Annotated in this window: 15 protein-coding genes; 6 read left to right on the top strand and 9 right to left on the bottom strand. The window is 49.6% G+C overall.

The window, feature by feature from the left end; translation table 11 throughout:
* Positions 1–204: 204 nt before the first annotated feature.
* From MHI37_RS01945 to MHI37_RS01920, 6 genes are all read right to left on the bottom strand, one after another.
* Positions 205–1,431 (bottom strand): alanine--glyoxylate aminotransferase family protein, encoded by a 1,227-nt coding sequence (locus MHI37_RS01945; RefSeq protein ID WP_076339915.1) that lies wholly within the window; start codon positions 1,429–1,431, stop codon positions 205–207.
* A complete protein-coding gene (gene allC, locus MHI37_RS01940) occupies positions 1,428–2,714 on the bottom strand; it encodes an allantoate deiminase (protein ID WP_076339916.1) in 1,287 nt (428 codons plus the stop codon). Before allC ends, MHI37_RS01945 begins: the two co-directional genes overlap by 4 nt.
* 30 nt (positions 2,715–2,744) lie before the next feature.
* A complete protein-coding gene (locus tag MHI37_RS01935) occupies positions 2,745–4,115 on the bottom strand; it encodes an allantoinase (protein ID WP_076339917.1) in 1,371 nt (456 codons plus the stop codon).
* Between the two features lie 136 nt (positions 4,116–4,251).
* Positions 4,252–5,337 (bottom strand): ABC transporter substrate-binding protein, encoded by a 1,086-nt coding sequence (locus MHI37_RS01930; protein ID WP_076339918.1) that lies wholly within the window; start codon positions 5,335–5,337, stop codon positions 4,252–4,254.
* Between the two features lie 70 nt (positions 5,338–5,407).
* Positions 5,408–6,304 carry an ABC transporter permease gene (locus MHI37_RS01925; RefSeq protein WP_076339919.1) on the bottom strand — a complete coding sequence of 299 codons (897 nt, stop codon included), beginning with the start codon at positions 6,302–6,304 and terminating at the stop codon, positions 5,408–5,410.
* Positions 6,304–7,065, bottom strand: a complete 762-nt coding sequence (locus MHI37_RS01920) for an ABC transporter ATP-binding protein (RefSeq protein WP_076339920.1) — start codon at positions 7,063–7,065, stop codon at positions 6,304–6,306. The genes MHI37_RS01925 and MHI37_RS01920 overlap by 1 nt, the downstream gene beginning before the upstream one ends.
* Positions 7,066–7,286: 221 nt before the next feature.
* Between MHI37_RS01920 and MHI37_RS01915 the strand changes: the two genes are divergently transcribed.
* Positions 7,287–8,957 (top strand): PucR family transcriptional regulator, encoded by a 1,671-nt coding sequence (locus MHI37_RS01915; RefSeq protein ID WP_076339921.1) that lies wholly within the window; start codon positions 7,287–7,289, stop codon positions 8,955–8,957.
* A gap of 2,648 nt (positions 8,958–11,605) precedes the next feature.
* Here the strand turns inward: MHI37_RS01915 and MHI37_RS01910 are convergent.
* Positions 11,606–12,439, bottom strand: a complete 834-nt coding sequence (locus MHI37_RS01910; protein WP_076340046.1) for a YheC/YheD family protein — start codon at positions 12,437–12,439, stop codon at positions 11,606–11,608.
* A 158-nt stretch (positions 12,440–12,597) separates the two neighbouring features.
* Between MHI37_RS01910 and MHI37_RS01905 the strand changes: the two genes are divergently transcribed.
* Genes MHI37_RS01905 through MHI37_RS01895 form a run of 3 tightly spaced genes read left to right on the top strand, consistent with a single transcriptional unit; the run spans position 12,598 to position 15,845 of the window.
* Positions 12,598–13,836, top strand: coding sequence for a hypothetical protein (locus MHI37_RS01905; protein WP_076340047.1), 1,239 nt, complete (start codon positions 12,598–12,600; stop codon positions 13,834–13,836).
* Between the two features lie 13 nt (positions 13,837–13,849).
* Positions 13,850–14,803 (top strand): 2,3-diaminopropionate biosynthesis protein SbnA, encoded by a 954-nt coding sequence (gene sbnA / locus MHI37_RS01900; RefSeq protein WP_076340048.1) that lies wholly within the window; start codon positions 13,850–13,852, stop codon positions 14,801–14,803.
* A 52-nt stretch (positions 14,804–14,855) separates the two neighbouring features.
* A complete protein-coding gene (locus MHI37_RS01895; protein WP_144023830.1) occupies positions 14,856–15,845 on the top strand; it encodes a 2,3-diaminopropionate biosynthesis protein SbnB in 990 nt (329 codons plus the stop codon).
* Between the two features lie 84 nt (positions 15,846–15,929).
* On the opposite strand, the gene MHI37_RS01890 is transcribed toward MHI37_RS01895, so the two are convergent.
* The gene (locus MHI37_RS01890; protein WP_076340050.1) at positions 15,930–16,298 is read right to left on the bottom strand and encodes a hypothetical protein; all 369 of its coding nucleotides are present in this window, start codon (positions 16,296–16,298) and stop codon (positions 15,930–15,932) included.
* A 178-nt stretch (positions 16,299–16,476) separates the two neighbouring features.
* Positions 16,477–16,713, bottom strand: coding sequence for a hypothetical protein (locus MHI37_RS01885; protein ID WP_179090340.1), 237 nt, complete (start codon positions 16,711–16,713; stop codon positions 16,477–16,479).
* Positions 16,714–16,920: 207 nt separating this feature from the next.
* Between MHI37_RS01885 and MHI37_RS01880 the strand changes: the two genes are divergently transcribed.
* Together MHI37_RS01880 and MHI37_RS01875 are read left to right on the top strand one after the other, a co-directional pair.
* Positions 16,921–17,367, top strand: a complete 447-nt coding sequence (locus tag MHI37_RS01880; RefSeq protein WP_076340051.1) for a MarR family transcriptional regulator — start codon at positions 16,921–16,923, stop codon at positions 17,365–17,367.
* Positions 17,368–17,428: 61 nt separating this feature from the next.
* On the top strand, positions 17,429–17,926 hold the full coding sequence (locus MHI37_RS01875; RefSeq protein WP_076340052.1) for a hypothetical protein: 498 nt from the start codon (positions 17,429–17,431) through the stop codon (positions 17,924–17,926).
* Positions 17,927–18,184 lie beyond the last annotated feature (258 nt).

Genomic DNA, 18,184 nt, shown 5'->3' with positions numbered 1-18,184 from the left:
CTAAACTTGGTTACTTAAAACACTTCGACTCTTGAAAGCAGCTTTTAGCTCAAACGCCACATGCAGCACACTACGCAAAGCTGCTTTTTGGCGCCAATAAATGTTACTTAAAACACTTCGACGCTCCAAAACAGCTTTTGGCATAGAAGCATAACAGCCGCCTCACTTCATCCAGAGTGAGACGGCTGTTATGTTCGTTTGTAACTACATATCATAAACATCCATCGCCGCTTGAAGCGACCGGCCTGCAGCCAGCTTGTGACCGTGGCGAAGCAGCACCGCTTCCAGCGCGCCGAGCGTAAGCAGCACATTGCGTTTGCTGCAGCTGTAGCCCATTGTGCCAATACGCCATATTTTGCCCTTCAGGGGGCCGAAGGAGCTGGCTATCTCAATGCCATAGTGATCTAGAAGCATCGACCGCACAGACTCGCCGTCCACCCCAGCAGGTATTTCTATACAGGTGACGACTGTCATTTTGCAGGCAGGATCGCCATACAAGCTTAGTCCCATAGCCTCCAAGCCAGCAATCAGCGCCGCCTCATGCTCACGATGCCGTGCATAGCGCGCTTCAAGCCCTTCCTCCAGCACTAGTCGCAAGCCCTCGCGCAGCGCATACAGCATTGAGGTCGCTTCCGTATGATGGTTAAGCCGCGCCGGACTCCAGTAGTCCTGAAGCTGACTAAGATCGAGATAGTTGCTCTGGATGGGACGCAGCAGCGGATCATCCTCGCCATCGGCGAGCAGCAGACCTCTTTCAATTTTTTTGCGGCTTAGGAGCCTCGCTTCCGCCCGTTTATTATAGGTGATCGGAGCCATACCCGCTGGTACAGACAAGCATTTCTGCGTGCCGCCGATGACCGCATCAATAAGCAAACGATCCGTCGCCACCTCTATACCGCCAATCGTCGCAACAGCATCTACTACGAACAGCGCATCCACTTCTCTGCACGCCTGACCTATCCCCTCAAGCGGCTGCATTCGTCCCGTCGACGTTTCGCCATGGACAAGCGCCACCAGCTTAGGCTGATGAGCCTTTATCGCCTGAACAATTTTCTCTGTTTTGAACACACTGCCCCATTCCGTCTCCAGCGTAACGACTTCTGCGCCGCAGCGCTTCGCGATCTCTGTCAACAAATGACCGAACCTGCCATAAATGGGCACAAGAACTTTATCTCCTGGCTCAATTAAACCAACGAGCACCGCTTCAATGCCAGACCTCGACGTCCCGTCCACCGGAAAAGCCCATTCATTCTCTGTCTGAAACAGCTCCCGCAGCATCTCCATCGTTTCATTCATCAAAGACGTAAACTCAGGATCGAATTGGCCGAGTATAGGATAAGACATGGCCCGCAGCACCCGCGGGTCAACCTCCACTGGCCCTGGCGTCATGATCGTACGCGGCGATGGCGCCAAATCTTTATATTTTTTCATAGCTCTTCCCCCTCATAGCCTAATCGATACAGCAGCTCCGTTAACACAAGCACGCCTACAGCTAGCTCACGAGGCCTCGTATATTCCTCCGGTGAATGCGAAATCCCTCGTCTGCTCGGTACGAACAGCATCGCTGTCGGACAAATATGCTCAAACATCTGGGCGTCATGTCCCGCCCCGCTAATCATTCTTTTTGATGAAATGCCCATTTGCCCACAAACATCATCCATATGCTGCTTGAGCCGCTCATTCATCGGAACCGGCTCCTCCCGAAACCATTCCGTTCCCTCGATTTCGAGCTGACGCTCAGCCGCAAGTGTGGCAAACTCCTTCATCACCCACTGGCAAAAACGATCCAGCGCCTGTCCGTCAGCATGTCGTGCGTCTACCGTGAAGATCACCTTGCCCGGCACCACATTTGGCACATTCGGCAGCACCTGCAGCCGCCCAACGGTCGCTACGAGTGGAGCACCAATCCGAAGCGCCTCCTGCCGAAGCTTCAGAATCATCATACTAACACCCTCTAGAGCATCTCGCCGCATCGGCATCGGTGTCGTTCCTGCATGATTCGATTCGCCAATAACTTCAAATTTCATCCGACGCTGGCCCGCGATCGTTTCTACAACACCGATGGAAAAACCATCCTGCTCCAGCACCGCTCCTTGCTCAATATGAACCTCTATAAAAGCAGCGATATCGTCGCGCCGACTCTCTCTTCCTATTCCCTCGCCAAAGCCGCACCGCTGCATCGCATCTGCAAAAAAAACCTCCTGCGAATCCTGCAAATGTACGATTTGCTCAAAATTCCGTTTTCCAACGATGCTGCCCGAGCCCCAGTATGCCATAGGAAACCGGCTGCCCTCCTCCTCGCACAACGACACAATTTCAAGCGTTCGCTTCGGCTTGCCATAACGCCGCTGCAAATATTCCAGCGCCAGCAAGCCCGCTGCAATGCCATAAGCTCCATCATATTTGCCACCCTGAATAACCGTATCAATATGCGAGCCCGTTATAATAGAAGGCGCATTCTCATCCTCGCCTAGTAGTCTGCCAAATAAGTTTCCAACATTATCAAACTCGGTCACTAGACCGCAGCTATCCATTTTGAGCTGAAGCGCCTGCTGCGTCTTGAGCCAGCCTTCTGTGTAAAGCAGCCGCGTAATGCCGCCTTCTTCATCCGGACTAAACGTAGCCAGCCAATTTAATACGTTCATAACCTCTGTTTCAAAATACGACAATTGCTGCTCCTTCTCCAGAGGAGAGAGACGTACACTTCGCTCCATAGCTGCTCCTCCTAACTCATTAGCCCATATTTATTTCACCCATTGGCCCTGCTTGCTTTCACTGAGTCCCGCTGTTTCTTCATATACCCGTTCACCGCGCAAATAGGTCGCTTTGATTTTGCAATGAAGCTCTTCGCCAATATACGGACTATGCTTGTGCTTTTGATACAAATGCTGCTCTTCCAGTACATAGGATTTGTTCAGATCAATGAGAACAAAATCAGCATCAGCCCCTATTCGAATCTCCCCCTTGGCAGCCTGTAATCCAAAACGCCGCGCCGGCCCGCTGGCTAACAATTCACTGAGCAGCGTAAGCGGCAGCCCGCGCTTCACATGCCCCTCTCCAATAATCAGCTCCACTGAGCTTTGCGCTCCCGCAATACCGCCCCAAGCATCAAAGAAATTGTCCGCTTCCTTCATAGCAACAGGACATGGGGAATGATCCGATGAAATCATATCAACCGCACCCTCCGCTATGACCTTCCACAGCTTCTCGCGCTCATCAGCATCCCGCAGTGGAGGCGAGCATTTGGCTGCCGCACCCTTACGATCCAAATCAACCTCCGTCAGCATCAAATAGTGCGGACAAGTCTCTACCGTTACATTCATGCCGCGCTCGCGCGCCTCTGTAATGGCCTGCACACCAGCCTCGCTGCTAATATGGACAAAATGAAGCGCACAGCCCGTTTGCTCTGCATAAAAGAGAGCCCGATTGATCGCTTCAAGCTCCGCAATAATCGGACGCGAGGCCACATAATCACTTGGCGTTAATTTGCCCAGCGCCCGCATCGCATTCCCTAGCTTAGCGACGATCGGCTCACTCTCCGCATGCAGCGCAAGCACCTTATTTAGGCCCGCGATAATCTTCATTCCTTCGAGCAGCGTATAATCATCCACCTCTCGGAAAGCATCCTCGCTCGGATCACCCGGCGATGACATGAACGCCTTAAAGCCTACAACTCCCGCCTCATGCAGCGGAATAAGCTCATGCAGCTTCCCAGGGACCAGCCCGCCCCAAATGGCGTAATCGACATACGATCTATCCTTAGCAGCAGCGAGCTTCTGCTCCATTGCACTCACCGTAACGGTTGGTGGAATGCCGTTCAGCGGCATATCTATATAGGTCGTACACCCGCCGGCAGCAAGTGCCGCAGAGCCAGTCACGAAGCCCTCCCAGTCTCCTAAGCCTGGCTCATTCAGATGGACATGAACATCAATCATTCCAGCCATGACAGTTAGGCCTGACGCATCCAAGACCGAAGCTGCGCGGTCTGCATTCAGCTCCTCGCCTAGCTGTACGATTTTGCCCGCTTTCATTCCTATATCAAGCATGCGCACTTCATCGCGCAATACGACCGTTCCATTTTTAATGATCAGATCAAGCTCGTTATGTTCAGCCATTCGACTTCCCGCCTTCCTTGGTGTATAGCGCTGTACAGAAACAATTAGGCCGCGGACAACGAGGTCCGCGGCCCATTTATGCTAGCTTCCCTATTCACTTATATGCCTTTCGCAGCTTGCATAGTTCTACCTTCTACTACTTAAGCTCTGTTACGATCAAGCTCGGATCAACTTCCTTAAGAAGACTTAAATCATGGTAGGATGCCGGTGCAGGTACAGACTTGATGTTGCCCACTGACTTCAGGTACTCACCCACCGCTGGACCGTTGCTTCCATTTACGTACGTGTCGCCAACCTCCATCGAGTACACGTTGCGAGACATAATTTGTGTAAGCTCTTCAACTGTAAGGTGAAGCTCAGGCGCTAATATTTTGATAGCTTCGTCGCGGTTGTCATTGATGTAGTCTGTCGCTTTCTTCAAAGCGCGCAGGACAGCCTTCAATGTGTTCGGATTTTTCGATAGGAAGGAGTCGGTAACTTGGATTGTCGTATGAACGCTCATCCAGTTCACATCGCCTTGTTTGTCTGGCAGCTCACTCTTCGTTCCGCTAAAGAGGAATTTTCCGCCGCCTTGGATCGCCTTCGTTACGAACGGCTCCCATGCAGCCAGTGCGTCGATATCGCCTTTCTCCAAAGCAACAACCGCGTCACTTGGCGCAAGGTTTACGTATTTGATTTTGCTAGCGTCTACGCCAAGCTCTTGTGCCATATTATTGATCGCAATCGTAACGTCCGCACCGCTTGGGATGCCGATTGTTTTGCCTTCAAGATCCTTGGCGCTGTTCAGCACCAGCTTGCTTGAGCCAACTACCGCCTGTGTTCCAGCAATTTGAGCGAGCGGAGCAATGATTTTGACCGGAATGTCTGTCGATTTCAAAATAATATCCATAAAGTTTGTTTGTATGCTGACTGGAGCACTGCCGCCGGCAACCATCGGACCAATATCCGGACCGCTCTCGATGAGTTGACTTTCTACTTTAAGGCCCTCTTCGCTGAAGTAGCCCAGCTTATCGGCAATAATTTGCTGCGAGGAAATTTGAGCGTCACGAACGCCGACCAGCGTTAAATCCACTGTCTCCAGCTCCGTGGTAGCTGGCGCATTCGATGCAGAACCACCATTGGTTGCTGCTGGAGCATTATTGTTGCCTCCGCAAGCCGCAAGCACAAATGTTAAAGAAGTAAGTACAATTGCTGATTTGAACCAATTTCCTGATTTTTTCATCGATATTCCCTCCACTTTTCTCTTTTTTTGTTTGTACATTCGCTTGTTTTATTCGGATCAGTGTGCAGCTTTACTTCTCGATGGCATCTCGAAGTCCGCCTTTACGCCAAACCATAACTCTCTTCTCCACCAGCTTCAGCAAATAAGAGAACAAGCTATATTCGAGGCCAATCAAAATGATGGCAATGAACATGTTGCTGATTTTAAAATAATTCCTTGCATCTACGATGATGTAGCCCAGTCCCGACTTCGCACCCATCATCTCGGAGACGATTAGAGCAGAGAAGGATAACCCAAGACTCACTTGTGCACCTACGAGGAAGTTCGGAATCGCTGACGGCAGCATAACTCTCGTGAAAATTTGGCGCTCCGTTGCTCCCAAGCTGAGCGCTGAGCGGATAAGGGTGGATGGCACCGACTTGAAGCCGTCAAGCGTGTAGACCAGCACCGGAATAAATGTCGTCCAAGCAATTAACAGCACCTTCGGAAACTCCCCTATACCGAACCAAATGATGAACAAGGGCAGTAGCGCGAGAGAAGGAATCGGTCCGACCAAATTTAGAATTGGCGAGAACCACCTCTCTACAGTTTTGAACTTGCTCATGATGACGCCAAGGCCAACAGCTATTGCACTGCCGATTACAAAACCGAGAGCGATTCGAATCGTGCTTGAGATGATACTATCTGTAATAATCCCTGTCTTGGCGAGCTCCCAGCCTTCCGATAGCAGCGAGGTTGGAGCTGGCAAAAAGTTAGGATTAAAAAACTTGACCATTCCATTTACTCTAGAGAACAGCTCCCAGAACACGAAGAACAGAATAGAGGGAAGAATGTTATATTTTTGAAAAAATAAACTGATCGCAGATGGCTGCTTGCCGCGTGCCTGCTTGCTTCTGACTGGTGATTCGCTTAAGGCTACCCCGCTTGCCCCTGCATCCTTAACCGTTGTAAGCTTTGCTCCGTTCATTACGACCCCACCTTTGCTTGCGCAAGCGCTAGATGCTCCTCTTCCATTAAGACCCGCTCAATGCGGCTCATCATCTCGCCAAAGCCTGCGGAATGCGAGGAACGTGGATGCTTGATGCCTACCTCAAAAATCTCTGCGATCTCGCCATGCTTCATGACGACTACTCGATCTGCCAGATAAACAGCTTCGCTAATGCTGTGCGTGACGAACAGAATGGTCGGCTTCAGCTGGCTGCAAATCTTTTGCAGCTCTACGCGCATCGTCTCCCGGGTCAGTACATCCAAAGCTCCAAACGGCTCATCCATCAGCAAAATATCCGGCTTGCTCGCAAGCGCCCTCGCAATACCAACGCGCTGCTTCATGCCTCCCGACAGCTCACCTGGATAATGCGACGCATATTGCTCAAGTCCAACCAGCTTTAGAAACTCATTTGCCGTTTCCTTCGCCTGTGCTTTGGGCACCTTCTGCACCTCTGGGCCAAAGGCAATATTGTCCTTAATCGTCATCCATGGAAACAGGGCATGATCCTGAAACACCATCCCGCGAGACTTCGACGGTCCCTTGATCTCTTCTCCGTCTACGGAGATAGAACCATCATCGGGTAGAAGATAACCCGCAATCATATTTAACAGCGTCGATTTGCCGCATCCGCTATGTCCAAGTATGCAAATAAATTCATGTGAGTTGACCGTGAGATCAACATTTTTCAAAATCGTTCTGCTTCCAAAGCTCTTGCCCACCTGATTCACTACTAATTTCATTTTTTCCAACCCCAATCCATTTTGTTGTTAGCTTTCATTACATGTATCGGTGATGTATAGCTACATCATAATCTGATTCGCCAGCATTGTCATTGTGCATTATAGCTAAAAATTTGTACTTTTCATTGAATATAGTAGCTAATCATACATTTACAGCTAGTGGCATAGGTGATATATTAACGTTAGATTATATGACATTAAAATAGACTGGTGGTGCCGTCATGCTGCTCAAAGAGCTTATTTCCCTCCCTATTTACGCGAATGCAAAGGTTGTTGCCGGAAATGAAGGCATGACAAATAACGTCCAGTCGGTCAATATCATGGACGCTCCCGATATTATCAATTATTTAAAGCCAAATGAGCTGCTCCTAACGACTGGCTATGCCATGAAGGACCACCCCGAAGCGCTGCTATCGCTCGTCACAAGCATGGCCAAGGTTGGCTGCGCTGGGCTCGCGATTAAGACGAAGCGTTTTCTGCAGGAGGTGCCCGCAGATGTGTTGCTGCGCGCTGCAGAGCTCCATTTTCCCATTATCGAGCTTTCATTAGAGCAATCATTAGGCGATCTCGCCAACTACTCACTTAGTCATATTTTGGAGAAACGTACCGATGAGCTTAACTATGCGTTAACTACGCACAAGCAGTTTTCTCAAATGATCATGCAGGGCAAAAGCACGGAGGATATTATCGAGGCCTTATCTCTTCTGATTGATTCGCCAGTCATGCTGGTAAACCAGCAAGCGGGATTGCTCTTTCGTTCCAGCTCGATGACCGAGGAGCTCTATCAATGGCTGCCATCTGAGCTTCTTACCACGTCCGCCGCAGTCGGGACTCACAATTCATTTACCGTTACGCTGCTGCAGCCATCCTATGTAAACATACCTTACTCCGCAGCCGAGCTCCATCCGATCACAACCTTTCAACTGGAGGGCTACTTAGTCGCATTAACGAGCAATAACAGCAACGAGCTTAACAACCTAACTAAGCATGCGATGGAGCAAGCTGCTAATGTGATCGGCCTAGAGCTCATGAAGAAGCAAGCAGTCAAGGAGCGTTCGCGGCGTTACAAAAATGAGTTTTTCTCCGACTTCGTCGACGGCCTCATTACTTCTGAGCAAGAGCTGCTTCACCGCAGCAAAAACTATGATTTGTTGAATCATCCTGTGTACATTAGTGTAGTCGCTAAACGAGATACGTCGTTCGACTCGCTTCATCCCTCCAGCGCGCTTGAGTCGGATGGCCGATTTATTTCCGAGCGCGACCGCCATTACAATGTGCTGAAAAGCGAGTTTTCGAAGCTCGATTTGCGATTTGTTTTATTTACGAAAAATGAATACTTCTGCTTCCTCATTGCGCTGCATGCCAGCCAAGATGTAACCGACAGCAAAGAAAGCAAATTTATTGAACAGTTGAAGCAAATGGTACGCAGTCTGAGTGCTGAGCACAGTATCCCTATTTCCATCGGGATCGGCAATCCCGTGTCGCAGCTTCCAGATATTCCATTATCATATAAGGAAGCGATCGAAGCGCTGCAAACCGGCTATGACGCCCGTAAGAAACAGTTTGTCCAGCCGTATAGCGCCAAAAATTTCAACAATCTGCTGAGGATGATTCCGAAGGAGGAGCTGAAGGAGTATTACGAGGAAACGTTCAAGGATTTGCTAAGCATTGAAGGGAAAGAGCGGAGTGATTTGCTGAAGACGCTCAGCACCTTCTACAACACTCACTGTCAGCTGGCCGAGACTGCCAAGCAGTTATTCGTTCACCGCAACACCGTTACCTATCGCCTCGAAAAATGTGAAAGGCTCACCGGCCGCGACCTGCGCGACCCCGTTGAGAGCCTGCGTTTCCGCACAGCATTCTCTATGGAATCACTGTTTTTGGCGGAATAGAGGGGCGGGTGACATGGCTGTTCGCCAGATGGGGAAGCCCTTTCCCCCGTGGCGGGGAGGGGCCTTCCGGGCGGATGGTTAAGCACGCATATGTGCTTATTGCCGCGATACAGCTTACTTTCTTAGGCGATAAGCACGCATGTGTGCTTATGAGACTGAATTAGTGGCGGGGACGCACATTTTGATGCGGATAAGCACACATAGGGGCTTATTGCCGCGATACAGCTTACTTTCTTTGGCGATAAGCACGCATGTGTGCTTATGGGACTGAATTAGTGGCGGGGATGCGCATTTTGGTGCGGATAAGCACGCATAGGGGCTTATTGCCGCGATACAGCTTACTTTCTTTGGCGATAAGCACGTATACGTACTTATCAGGTTGAATTAGTGGTGGAGCGCGGCTTTTTGGGGCGGATAAGCACGCATAGGTGCTTATTGCCGCGATACAGCATACATTCTGGAGTCATAAGCACGTATACGTGCTTATTAGGTGCAATTAGTGGTGGGGAGCCGCTTTTTGGGGCGGATAAGCACGCATAGGTGCTTATTGCCGCGATACAGCAAACATTCTGGAGTCATAAGCACGTATACGTGCTTATTAGGCGGAATTAGTGGTGGGACGCGGCTTTTTGGGGCGGATAAGCACGCATGTGTGCTTATTGCCGCGATACAGCAAACATTCTGGAGTCATAAGCACGTATACGTGCTTATTAGGCGGAATTAGTGGTGGGACGCGGCTTTTTGGGGTGGATAAGCACGCATGTGTGCTTATTGCCGTGATACAGCAAACATTCTGGAGTAATAAGCACGTATACGTGCTTATTAGATGCAATTAGTGGTGGGGCGCGGCTTTTCGGGGCGGATAAGCACGCATGTGTGCTTATTGCCGCGATACAGCAGACATTCTGGAGTCATAAGCACGTATACGTGCTTATGAGGCGGAATTAGCGGCGGGGCGCGGCTTTTTGGGGCGGATAAGCACACATGTGTGCTTATTGCCGTGATACAGCAGACATTCTGGAGTCATAAGCACGTATACGTGCTTATCAGGTGCAATTAGTGGTGGGGCGCGGCTTTTTGGGGTGGATAAGCACGCATGTGTGCTTATTGCCGTGATACAGCAAACATTCTGGAGTCATAAGCACGTATACGTGCTTATTAGATGCAATTAGTGGTGGGGCGCGGCTTTTCGGGGCGGATAAGCACGCATCTGTGCTTATTGCCGTGATACAGCAAACATTCTGGAGTCATAAGCACGTATACGTGCTTATTAGATGCAATTAGTGGTGGGGCGCGGCTTTTCGGGGTGGATAAGCACGCATGTGCGCTTATTGCCGCGATACAGCAGACATTCTGGAGTCATAAGCACGTATACGTGCTTATTAGGTACAATTAGTGGTGGGGAGCCGCTTTTTGGGGCGGATAAGCACGCATGTGTGCTTATTGCCGTGATACAGCAAACATTCTGGAGTGATAAGCACGTATACGTGCTTATTAGATGCAATTAGTGGTGGGGCGCGGCTTTTCGGGGCGGATAAGCACGCATGTGTGCTTATTGCCGCGATACAGCAGACATTCTGGAGTCATAAGCACGTATACGTGCTTATCAGGTGCAATTAGTGGTGGGGCGCGGCTTTTCGGGGCGGATAAGCACGCATGTGTGCTTATTGCCGCGATACAGCAGACATTCTGGAGTCATAAGCACGTATACGTGCTTATTAGGCGGAATTAGCGGCGAGGCGCCGCTTTTTGGGGCGGATAAGCACGCATGTGTGCTTATTGCCGCGATACAGCAAACATTCTGGAGTCATAAGCACGTATACGTGCTTATTAGATGCAATTAGTGGTGGGGCGCGGCTTTTCGGGGTGGATAAGCACGCATGTGTGCTTATTGCCGCGATACAGCAGACATTCTGGAGTCATAAGCACGTATACGTGCTTATTAGGCGGAATTAGCGGCGGGGCGCGGCTTTTTGGGGCGGATAAGCACACATGTGTGCTTATTGCCGCGATACAGCAGACATTCTGGAGTCATAAGCACGTATACGTGCTTATTAGATGCAATTAGTGGTGGAGCGCGACTTTTCGGGGTGGATAAGCACGCATATGTGCTTATTGCCGCGATACAGCAGACATTCTGGAGTCATAAGCACGTATACGTGCTTATCAGGTTGAATTAGTGGTGGGGCGCGGCTTTTCGGGGCGGATAAGCACACATAGGTGCTTATTCTCGCGATACAGCAAACATTCTGGAGTAATAAGCACGTATACGTGCTTATCAGGTGCAATTAGTGGTGGGGCGCGGCTTTTCGGGGCGGATAAGCACACATAGGTGCTTATTCTCGCGATACAGCAAACATTCTGGAGTGATAAGCACGTATACGTGCTTATCAGGTTGAATTAGTGGTGGAGCGCGGCTTTTTGGGGCGGATAAGCACGCATGTGTGCTTATTGCCGTGATACAGCAAACATTCTGGAGTCATAAGCACGTATACGTGCTTATCAGGTTGAATTAGTGGTGGGGCGCGGCTTTTCGGGGCGGATAAGCACGCATGTGTGCTTATTGCCGCAACCCCAAAGAAACCAATCTTTAGCGAGATGGCAGCGATTAGCAGCCATCCAACTAAGGAGAGGTTTCTTTTGTTCGTTTATAGCTTACCGCGCTTCGCCTTTTTGCAGTTCAGAGTGTAGGTTCTACCATAGGCTTTGGCGTAGCGCACGATTTTGCGGAGCATAGTCTGGTCCCGAAGAACCGCAAACGGGCAAGGGTCTGGCACAGTATTGGCCTCAATTATCCAAGGCTTAAGCCTACGATCAATTGCCAAATCCAATCCAAGCTCATTCATACCGGAATAGCTGCGCCCCATCTTCTTTGCCATATGGATGCCAAGCCGGTCCATATCAGCCAGCATGCTTTTGCGCTTCCCTGTATCCGTATATTTCCTCAGCAAAAACGCAGTCGGATAAATCGTTCCCCCCTGGCTTCCGTTCGTTACGATTTTCCGAGGATGAGCGACTCTTCCCAGTGTACCCGTTGCTTCCCAGCCGCCCCGCGGCGTTCGCTGAACAACAAGTCGGATATCAAATGGACGTCCCGCATGCTTAAGCATATGAATCCCCTTCTGCACGAGATAAACCTTCCCCTTAGTATCCTTCAAGAGCGAAGAATACAATGCCTGATACGAACCAAAGCTGTGCCTCCGCTCACCAAGCTGATAATGATACCTCCGAACCACACGGCCAGCACTCTTCACCTTGCTTTGCTCTACTCTCATCACACCGCGGCCCTGCGACCCCCTCGTCGGCTTCACATAGACCATGCCCCACCGCTCCAGCATCTTCTGTAGATTTCCTGCAGTCAACAGCTTCGCTGCGGGGAGATGCTTTCTGAGCCTTGCATCCCCCAGAAACAGCAGCGTTTTCTCCCACTTATCCGCGGCGCGGTGAGCTCGTTTCGAGACAACTCCTCGTTTTCTCCTCACAAACTCCCTCCTTTCATTCTCGCTTCTATTAGCATACGAATCTTTTGCAAAATGGATGTAGGCCGCTATACCCTAAGCTCGAACATGAGAGCGAAAGCAACATATGCTTTAGTAATCCAGCCCCTAAGAATATTGTGCCATAGGAGGTTTCGACCAGCATGACCGCAATCACTCAGCTCTATCAGCAAATCAAACGCATTGGCCAGCTCCACCCTTGGTACGACACACTTCTTTTACAGCAAGGGGTCAACCCGCATGCCTGCGAGCTGACCGAGCTGCCGCTTATGACATCAGAGCTTCTGGAAAAGCATTACTATTCCAAGGAAACAAGATCCGAGCAAGGACTATCCGTATATAAAACCTCCGGCACCTCCTCGGGCATTCGCAAAGCGATCTATTACTCTGAGGAAGATGATGAGAGCTATATTGCCGCGAAGACGGCCTGCTTTCGGGATTGGCTGACAGACAGCAGCCTATCCAAGCAGCAGCTCCCTCCAATTCGCAAAGCATTGGCGGATATGGGCACCGGACATGCAGCCAGCACCGCTATGATGATATTCGAGCGGCTAGGTCTTCAAGCAGAATCATTATCCTTCGCTCTGCCAATTGAAGAGCATCTGAGCAAACTCGCCTCGTTCCAACCAGAGCTGCTGTACACGATGCCGTCCATTCTTGACGCTATCGCTTCCGCCTCAGGTGATCCGAAGCATTTTGGCATCCAAAAAATAATTTTAGTAGGCGAAATGGCCCCGCTAAATTGGCAGGCCAATATAGCGAAGCGGTTCGGAATCGAGCCTCACCATATTTTGGACACCTATGGCTCGATTGAGATTGGCGCTATCGCCTCTTACTCCCATAAACTCGGGCGATATATTTTCGCTGACGGCATTATAGCTGAAGCTCTGCCCGCCGAACAGATCGATCATCAATTCGAGCCGCTGCAAGAAGGAGAGAATGTTCTCGTGCTGACCTCTTATCATCGCTCGATGTTCCCGGCTATTCGATACGTTACCTATGACGTGGTTCGGGATTTTCAGACGATCGTTATAGACGGCGAGGAGAAGCAATGCTTCCGCTGCATAGCCAAACGCATCGGCACTGACCTGAAGCATGGCGAAAAAATCAGCTTATATGACATCGAAAGTGTCGTGCACCAATTTGCGCCGGATGCCGAGCTTCGCGTACGACTGCGCGAAAATAAGCTGTCCATTCATATTCGCAGCCAAGCGCTGGATGATGAGAAGCTTGTTCACATTCAGCATGCCATTGAACATACCATTGTCGAGATTGGACAAATGATTCAAAATCGCATGCTTGATGGAATTACGGTAACACGCGCAGCGGAAAACGAGCAGCTCGAACGCGGGGCGGTGAAATCCAAAAAAATTTATTTTTAAGGAGATAAGGGTAGTGGAGAGAAATTTGTTGTCTATCATCGGGAATACGCCACTCATTCAACTTTCAAAGCTATTCGCGAACGATCGCGGCATCCAGGTTTTTGCCAAGCTCGAACTGCTGAACCCCGGCGGCAGCGCAAAGGATCGCTCCGCTGCGCGCATCATTGATAAGGCGTGGGAGGAGGGCCTCATCGGGCCTGGCTCCGTTATTATTGAATCCAGCTCCGGCAATATGGCGATTAGCCTCGCCGCCATTTGCTCCTACCTCGGAATGCGGTTCATTAGTGTCATCGACCCAAAGGCAACGCAGCAGAACATTCGGATTATGCGCGCCTATGGCGCAGACATTGAACTGGTAGAGACGGCCGATCCTGAGACAGGAGAGTTTTTGCCAGCAAGATTGCAACGAGTTCAACAGCTGGTGAAACGCATACCGAACAGCTTTTGGCCAAACCAATATGCCAATACAAACAACTATTTATCTCATTATGAAGGAACGATGCGCGAGATCGTTGAAGAGCTGGGTCATGTCGATTACATAATCGGCGGGGTCAGCACCTGTGGTACGATGCTGGGCTGCGCACAATATATAAAGGATCATAAGCTTGCTGCGAAGGTGGTCGCCGTCGATGCGGCAGGAAGCGTTATTTTTGGCGGAGTGAATGGGAATCGCCGGTTTCCCGGACTCGGAGCAGGAATTATCCCTACATTCGGGGAGAAACGATTTATGGATTATGCGATTAAGGTCGCTGATCAAGATATGGTCGCAGGCTGCAGACTGCTGGTGAGCCAGGAATCCATTCTCGCTGGACCCTCCTCCGGCGCAGTCATTCACGCCTTAAAATCGATGGAGCACGAGCTGCCGGACAAATCGGTTTGTGTCGTTATTTTGCATGATCGCGGTGAGCGATATATGGATACCGTATATTGCGACGAATGGGTCAAGCAGCAATTCCACTCCTCCTAACTTACACAAAACAGCAGCATATACGCTCCATTATTTTAAAACTGAAAGGAAAATGTCCGTGTTATATCTCGGTGATGAGCATATTCGCGCAATCGGCCTACACTGGAAAGCGCTCGTAGACAGCATGGAAACAGCAGTGCTCGCTCTCGATTCCGGTGATTATGCGCAGCCGATCAAGCCTTACCTGCGTTATCATAATCCAGCTAATCGAATCATCGCCATGCCGGCTTATATCGGGGGAGCCGTGCAGACGGCCGGCATCAAATGGATTGCGAGCTTCCCAGGCAATATCGACACCGGTTTGCCGCGCGCCCATAGTATTACCGTGCTGAACAATGCCGATACCGGCATCCCTTACGCCATACTTAATACGCCGCTGCCAAGCGCCGCCCGTACCGCTGCCGTAAGCGGCCTGGTCATTCGTCATTATCTAGCAGCTCAGGGGGCGAAACGTCGCTTCAAGCTCGGAATTATCGGCTTCGGTCCTATAGGGCGGCTCCATTATGATATGTGCGGTCAATTATTCAAGGAAAGAATAGATGAAATTTATGTTTGCGATATTCGAGGCTGCGATCTGAATCACACCGATCTGTCTCATCTTGATCCTTCTCTGCGCAATTGCACCCACATAACGAGCAGCTGGCAGCATTTGTACAGCGAGTGTGATCTTATCATCACCTGCACGGTAAGCAATCAACGGTATATCGACCTCCCCCCTGCAGATGGCAGCCTGCTGCTGGATGTGTCTTTACGGGATTACACGCCGGCCGCAATAGGCGGTATCACAGCGATTATCGTCGATGATTGGGAAGAGGTATGTCGCGAAAATACAGACATTGAGCTGCTGCATCTTAAGTGCGGCTTAACCAAGGCGCGGACGATGACCTTAACCGACGTCATATGCCGCGGCGCATTAGCAGCGTATCCGAACGAAGCGTCCGTATTATTTTGCCCGATGGGAATGGCTGTGTTTGATATGGCGGCAGCCGATTATTTTGTACGAAGCGCTAATGCTCATGGCATTGGATTACAGGTAAAATGAAAAATGAGGATGATACCGGCATTCCGGTCATCATCCTCGTTTTGTTATCGCTATGATAAGCCTACGGTTAACCCACTTACGTTATTAAGCGGATTGTCCTAGGCGGTTTACAGGGAATTTGTAAATTTTCGAACGATCTCCCGTTTGAGCCGCAGCATCCTCGCTTGCCTTCCGCGCACTTGTCAGCTCCATGAACCAAGCCTCATCCCATGTATCCAATGCCAAATCGATAGAATTCTGATAAACATAGGCATCATCTATTGCAATATCGGAAACGGTCTTAAGCCAGGATGATCGAACAGCAACGATTTTACCAATGACTTCGACATTATCCGATTTTACAACATTAACCGTCACGAAGCCTTGCAAAATATCAATCGTTTCCACAAATCCATGGATAAGCTCTCCATCTTTCGTTTTACCTTGAACCCAGTCGCTTATGTTGAATTTCATCCTCCAACACCACCTATCTCTAATAGTAGGACTAGCCCTCTAAACTGTATCTTTTTTTATTACACTTACTGTAAAAAAGTAGACGCAGCACATTCGATTACTCAAGTGACGTCTTTATTAGCTTTCATACTGTAAGTTTAATGATTACAGTTATCTTTGTCAAGTCTTTCCGAGAAAACTAGCTCCAGCCCCAGAAGAAGCCATCTCGCTCCCACGCCGCTTTCCCTTTATGCAGCTTGCGGAATACTTTCTTTACTTCTTTATCAATGGATGGATTGCCGTGCTCGTTTATGTAGATAAACGATTCTCCAAAAAAGCTTTTAATATGCTCTACGGCAGCGCTTTGATGCAAAATTCCTTTTTCCTTCAATTCACTTAGCATCCACTCTGCAACCTCATTGGCGGTATAGGTCAATCTTCTCACTCCTTCATGGAATAAACGCTGTAACTATAGCATACTTCACTGCCACACTACAATTAAAACGACGGACGGCGTGCAAATTGACAACTTAATACCGCTTCTACTATATTGTATTTATAACAATTTAATTTTACTAAATCGGTTTACGATACTCAGCGTATTCGAAGCCCAAAAATTCACCTTCCCTTGGAGGATAACAACATGAATAACGATGACATATTAAAATTAGACAACCAAATCTGCTTTGCCTTTTATGCCTGTTCACGGGAAATTACGAAGCTGTATCGACCTATGCTGGAAACGATTGATTTGACTTACACACAGTATGTTACGATGCTCGCTCTGTGGGAGCAGGATCACGTTACGGTAACTGCGCTTGGCAACAAGCTTTATCTCGATTCAGGCACATTAACACCTCTGCTTAAGAAGCTGGAGGCCGCTGGGCATCTCACTCGTACTCGCGATCGCAACGATGAGCGCAGCGTCTTAGTTGAGCTCACGGAGCAAGGCAGAGCATTGAAGGAGAAGGCACTCGACTTTCCTATGCAGCTCGCCTGCAAGCTTGACGGGACGCCTGAGGAGGGTGCGGCGCTGCTTGCGCTCATGCATCAATTTCTTAATCGAATCCACTCCACGATTCAAAGCTGACCAGATAGGGTATAGAAGGGTGTAACCTCATACTAGCTGACAAGCGAGAGGAGGGCTCACCATGAAGGTGACCATTGGAATTTTCAAAAGAGAAGAAGGCGTACTAGATGCAGCTCAAGCATTTCAAGCCACGAATACAGGTACGGGCAGCCTACGCATTATCGTTAAGAATAAGGAATCAGCGCCACTCCTAGCTTCACAATCGAGTACCCCAGTTGAAGAGGTATATGAGATTCGCGAAGCTCAAGAGCGCGGCAACGGGAATAATGTGCCCATAATTGGGGCGGCGCCTATTTCTACGGCGGCATATTCAGCCGGAGGGCTGGGTATAGGAACGAACTCGGGCGGTGTCGTCGTAAACGCGTATGATCCGGTGCTGGATCAGCATCAACGCACACAGGATGTACTGCACGCTATAGGCATTCCAGGCAGATTTGTCGAGGAGTGTGGCGACGCCATCGAGCAAGGACATTTTCTATTAGTAACCCAAGACGAGTCAGGAGCTGCCGCGGAAGAATTACTGCTGCGTTCCGGAGCGTTTAACGTCATCCATGAATAATTTGCTCACTTACAAAAGAAGCTTCTTGTCCTTATCTAAGGACAAGAAGCTTCTTACAAAAATATAGGCGGAGTATACATGTGTAACTCCTCCCTTCGGGCAGGTCAAGTTCTTCGGTCTCCTCAATCTTAGCGGACGTCATCACCGCTTTTCTGCCTGAACCTCTCACATAATCGCTCGCAACCTTTTGCGTTTCTGAACTAATCGGTGCAACCCATTTACCAGATGATGAAATTATAATTACTTGGGGACTTGGGG

The organism is Paenibacillus sp. FSL H8-0548, from assembly GCF_038630985.1.
GTDB lineage: Bacteria > Bacillota > Bacilli > Paenibacillales > Paenibacillaceae > Pristimantibacillus.
Note: the sequence above shows the minus strand (reverse complement) of the source record. Positions and strands in the feature narration are given on the sequence as shown.

Bases quoted from the DNA above. Each gene is read 5' to 3' on its own strand.
- MHI37_RS01880 (WP_076340051.1), top strand. From the start codon at position 16,921: ATGAATAACGATGACATATTAAAATTAGACAACCAAATCTGCTTTGCC.
- allC (WP_076339916.1), bottom strand. From the start codon at position 2,714: ATGGAGCGAAGTGTACGTCTCTCTCCTCTGGAGAAGGAGCAGCAATTG.
- MHI37_RS01920 (WP_076339920.1), bottom strand. From the start codon at position 7,065: ATGAAATTAGTAGTGAATCAGGTGGGCAAGAGCTTTGGAAGCAGAACG.
- MHI37_RS01890 (WP_076340050.1), bottom strand. From the start codon at position 16,298: ATGAAATTCAACATAAGCGACTGGGTTCAAGGTAAAACGAAAGATGGA.
- MHI37_RS01915 (WP_076339921.1), top strand. From the start codon at position 7,287: ATGCTGCTCAAAGAGCTTATTTCCCTCCCTATTTACGCGAATGCAAAG.
- MHI37_RS01935 (WP_076339917.1), bottom strand. From the start codon at position 4,115: ATGGCTGAACATAACGAGCTTGATCTGATCATTAAAAATGGAACGGTC.
- MHI37_RS01895 (WP_144023830.1), top strand. From the start codon at position 14,856: ATGTCCGTGTTATATCTCGGTGATGAGCATATTCGCGCAATCGGCCTA.
- MHI37_RS01925 (WP_076339919.1), bottom strand. From the start codon at position 6,304: ATGAACGGAGCAAAGCTTACAACGGTTAAGGATGCAGGGGCAAGCGGG.
- MHI37_RS01875 (WP_076340052.1), top strand. From the start codon at position 17,429: ATGAAGGTGACCATTGGAATTTTCAAAAGAGAAGAAGGCGTACTAGAT.
- MHI37_RS01945 (WP_076339915.1), bottom strand. From the start codon at position 1,431: ATGAAAAAATATAAAGATTTGGCGCCATCGCCGCGTACGATCATGACG.
- MHI37_RS01930 (WP_076339918.1), bottom strand. From the start codon at position 5,337: ATGAAAAAATCAGGAAATTGGTTCAAATCAGCAATTGTACTTACTTCT.
- MHI37_RS01905 (WP_076340047.1), top strand. From the start codon at position 12,598: ATGACCGCAATCACTCAGCTCTATCAGCAAATCAAACGCATTGGCCAG.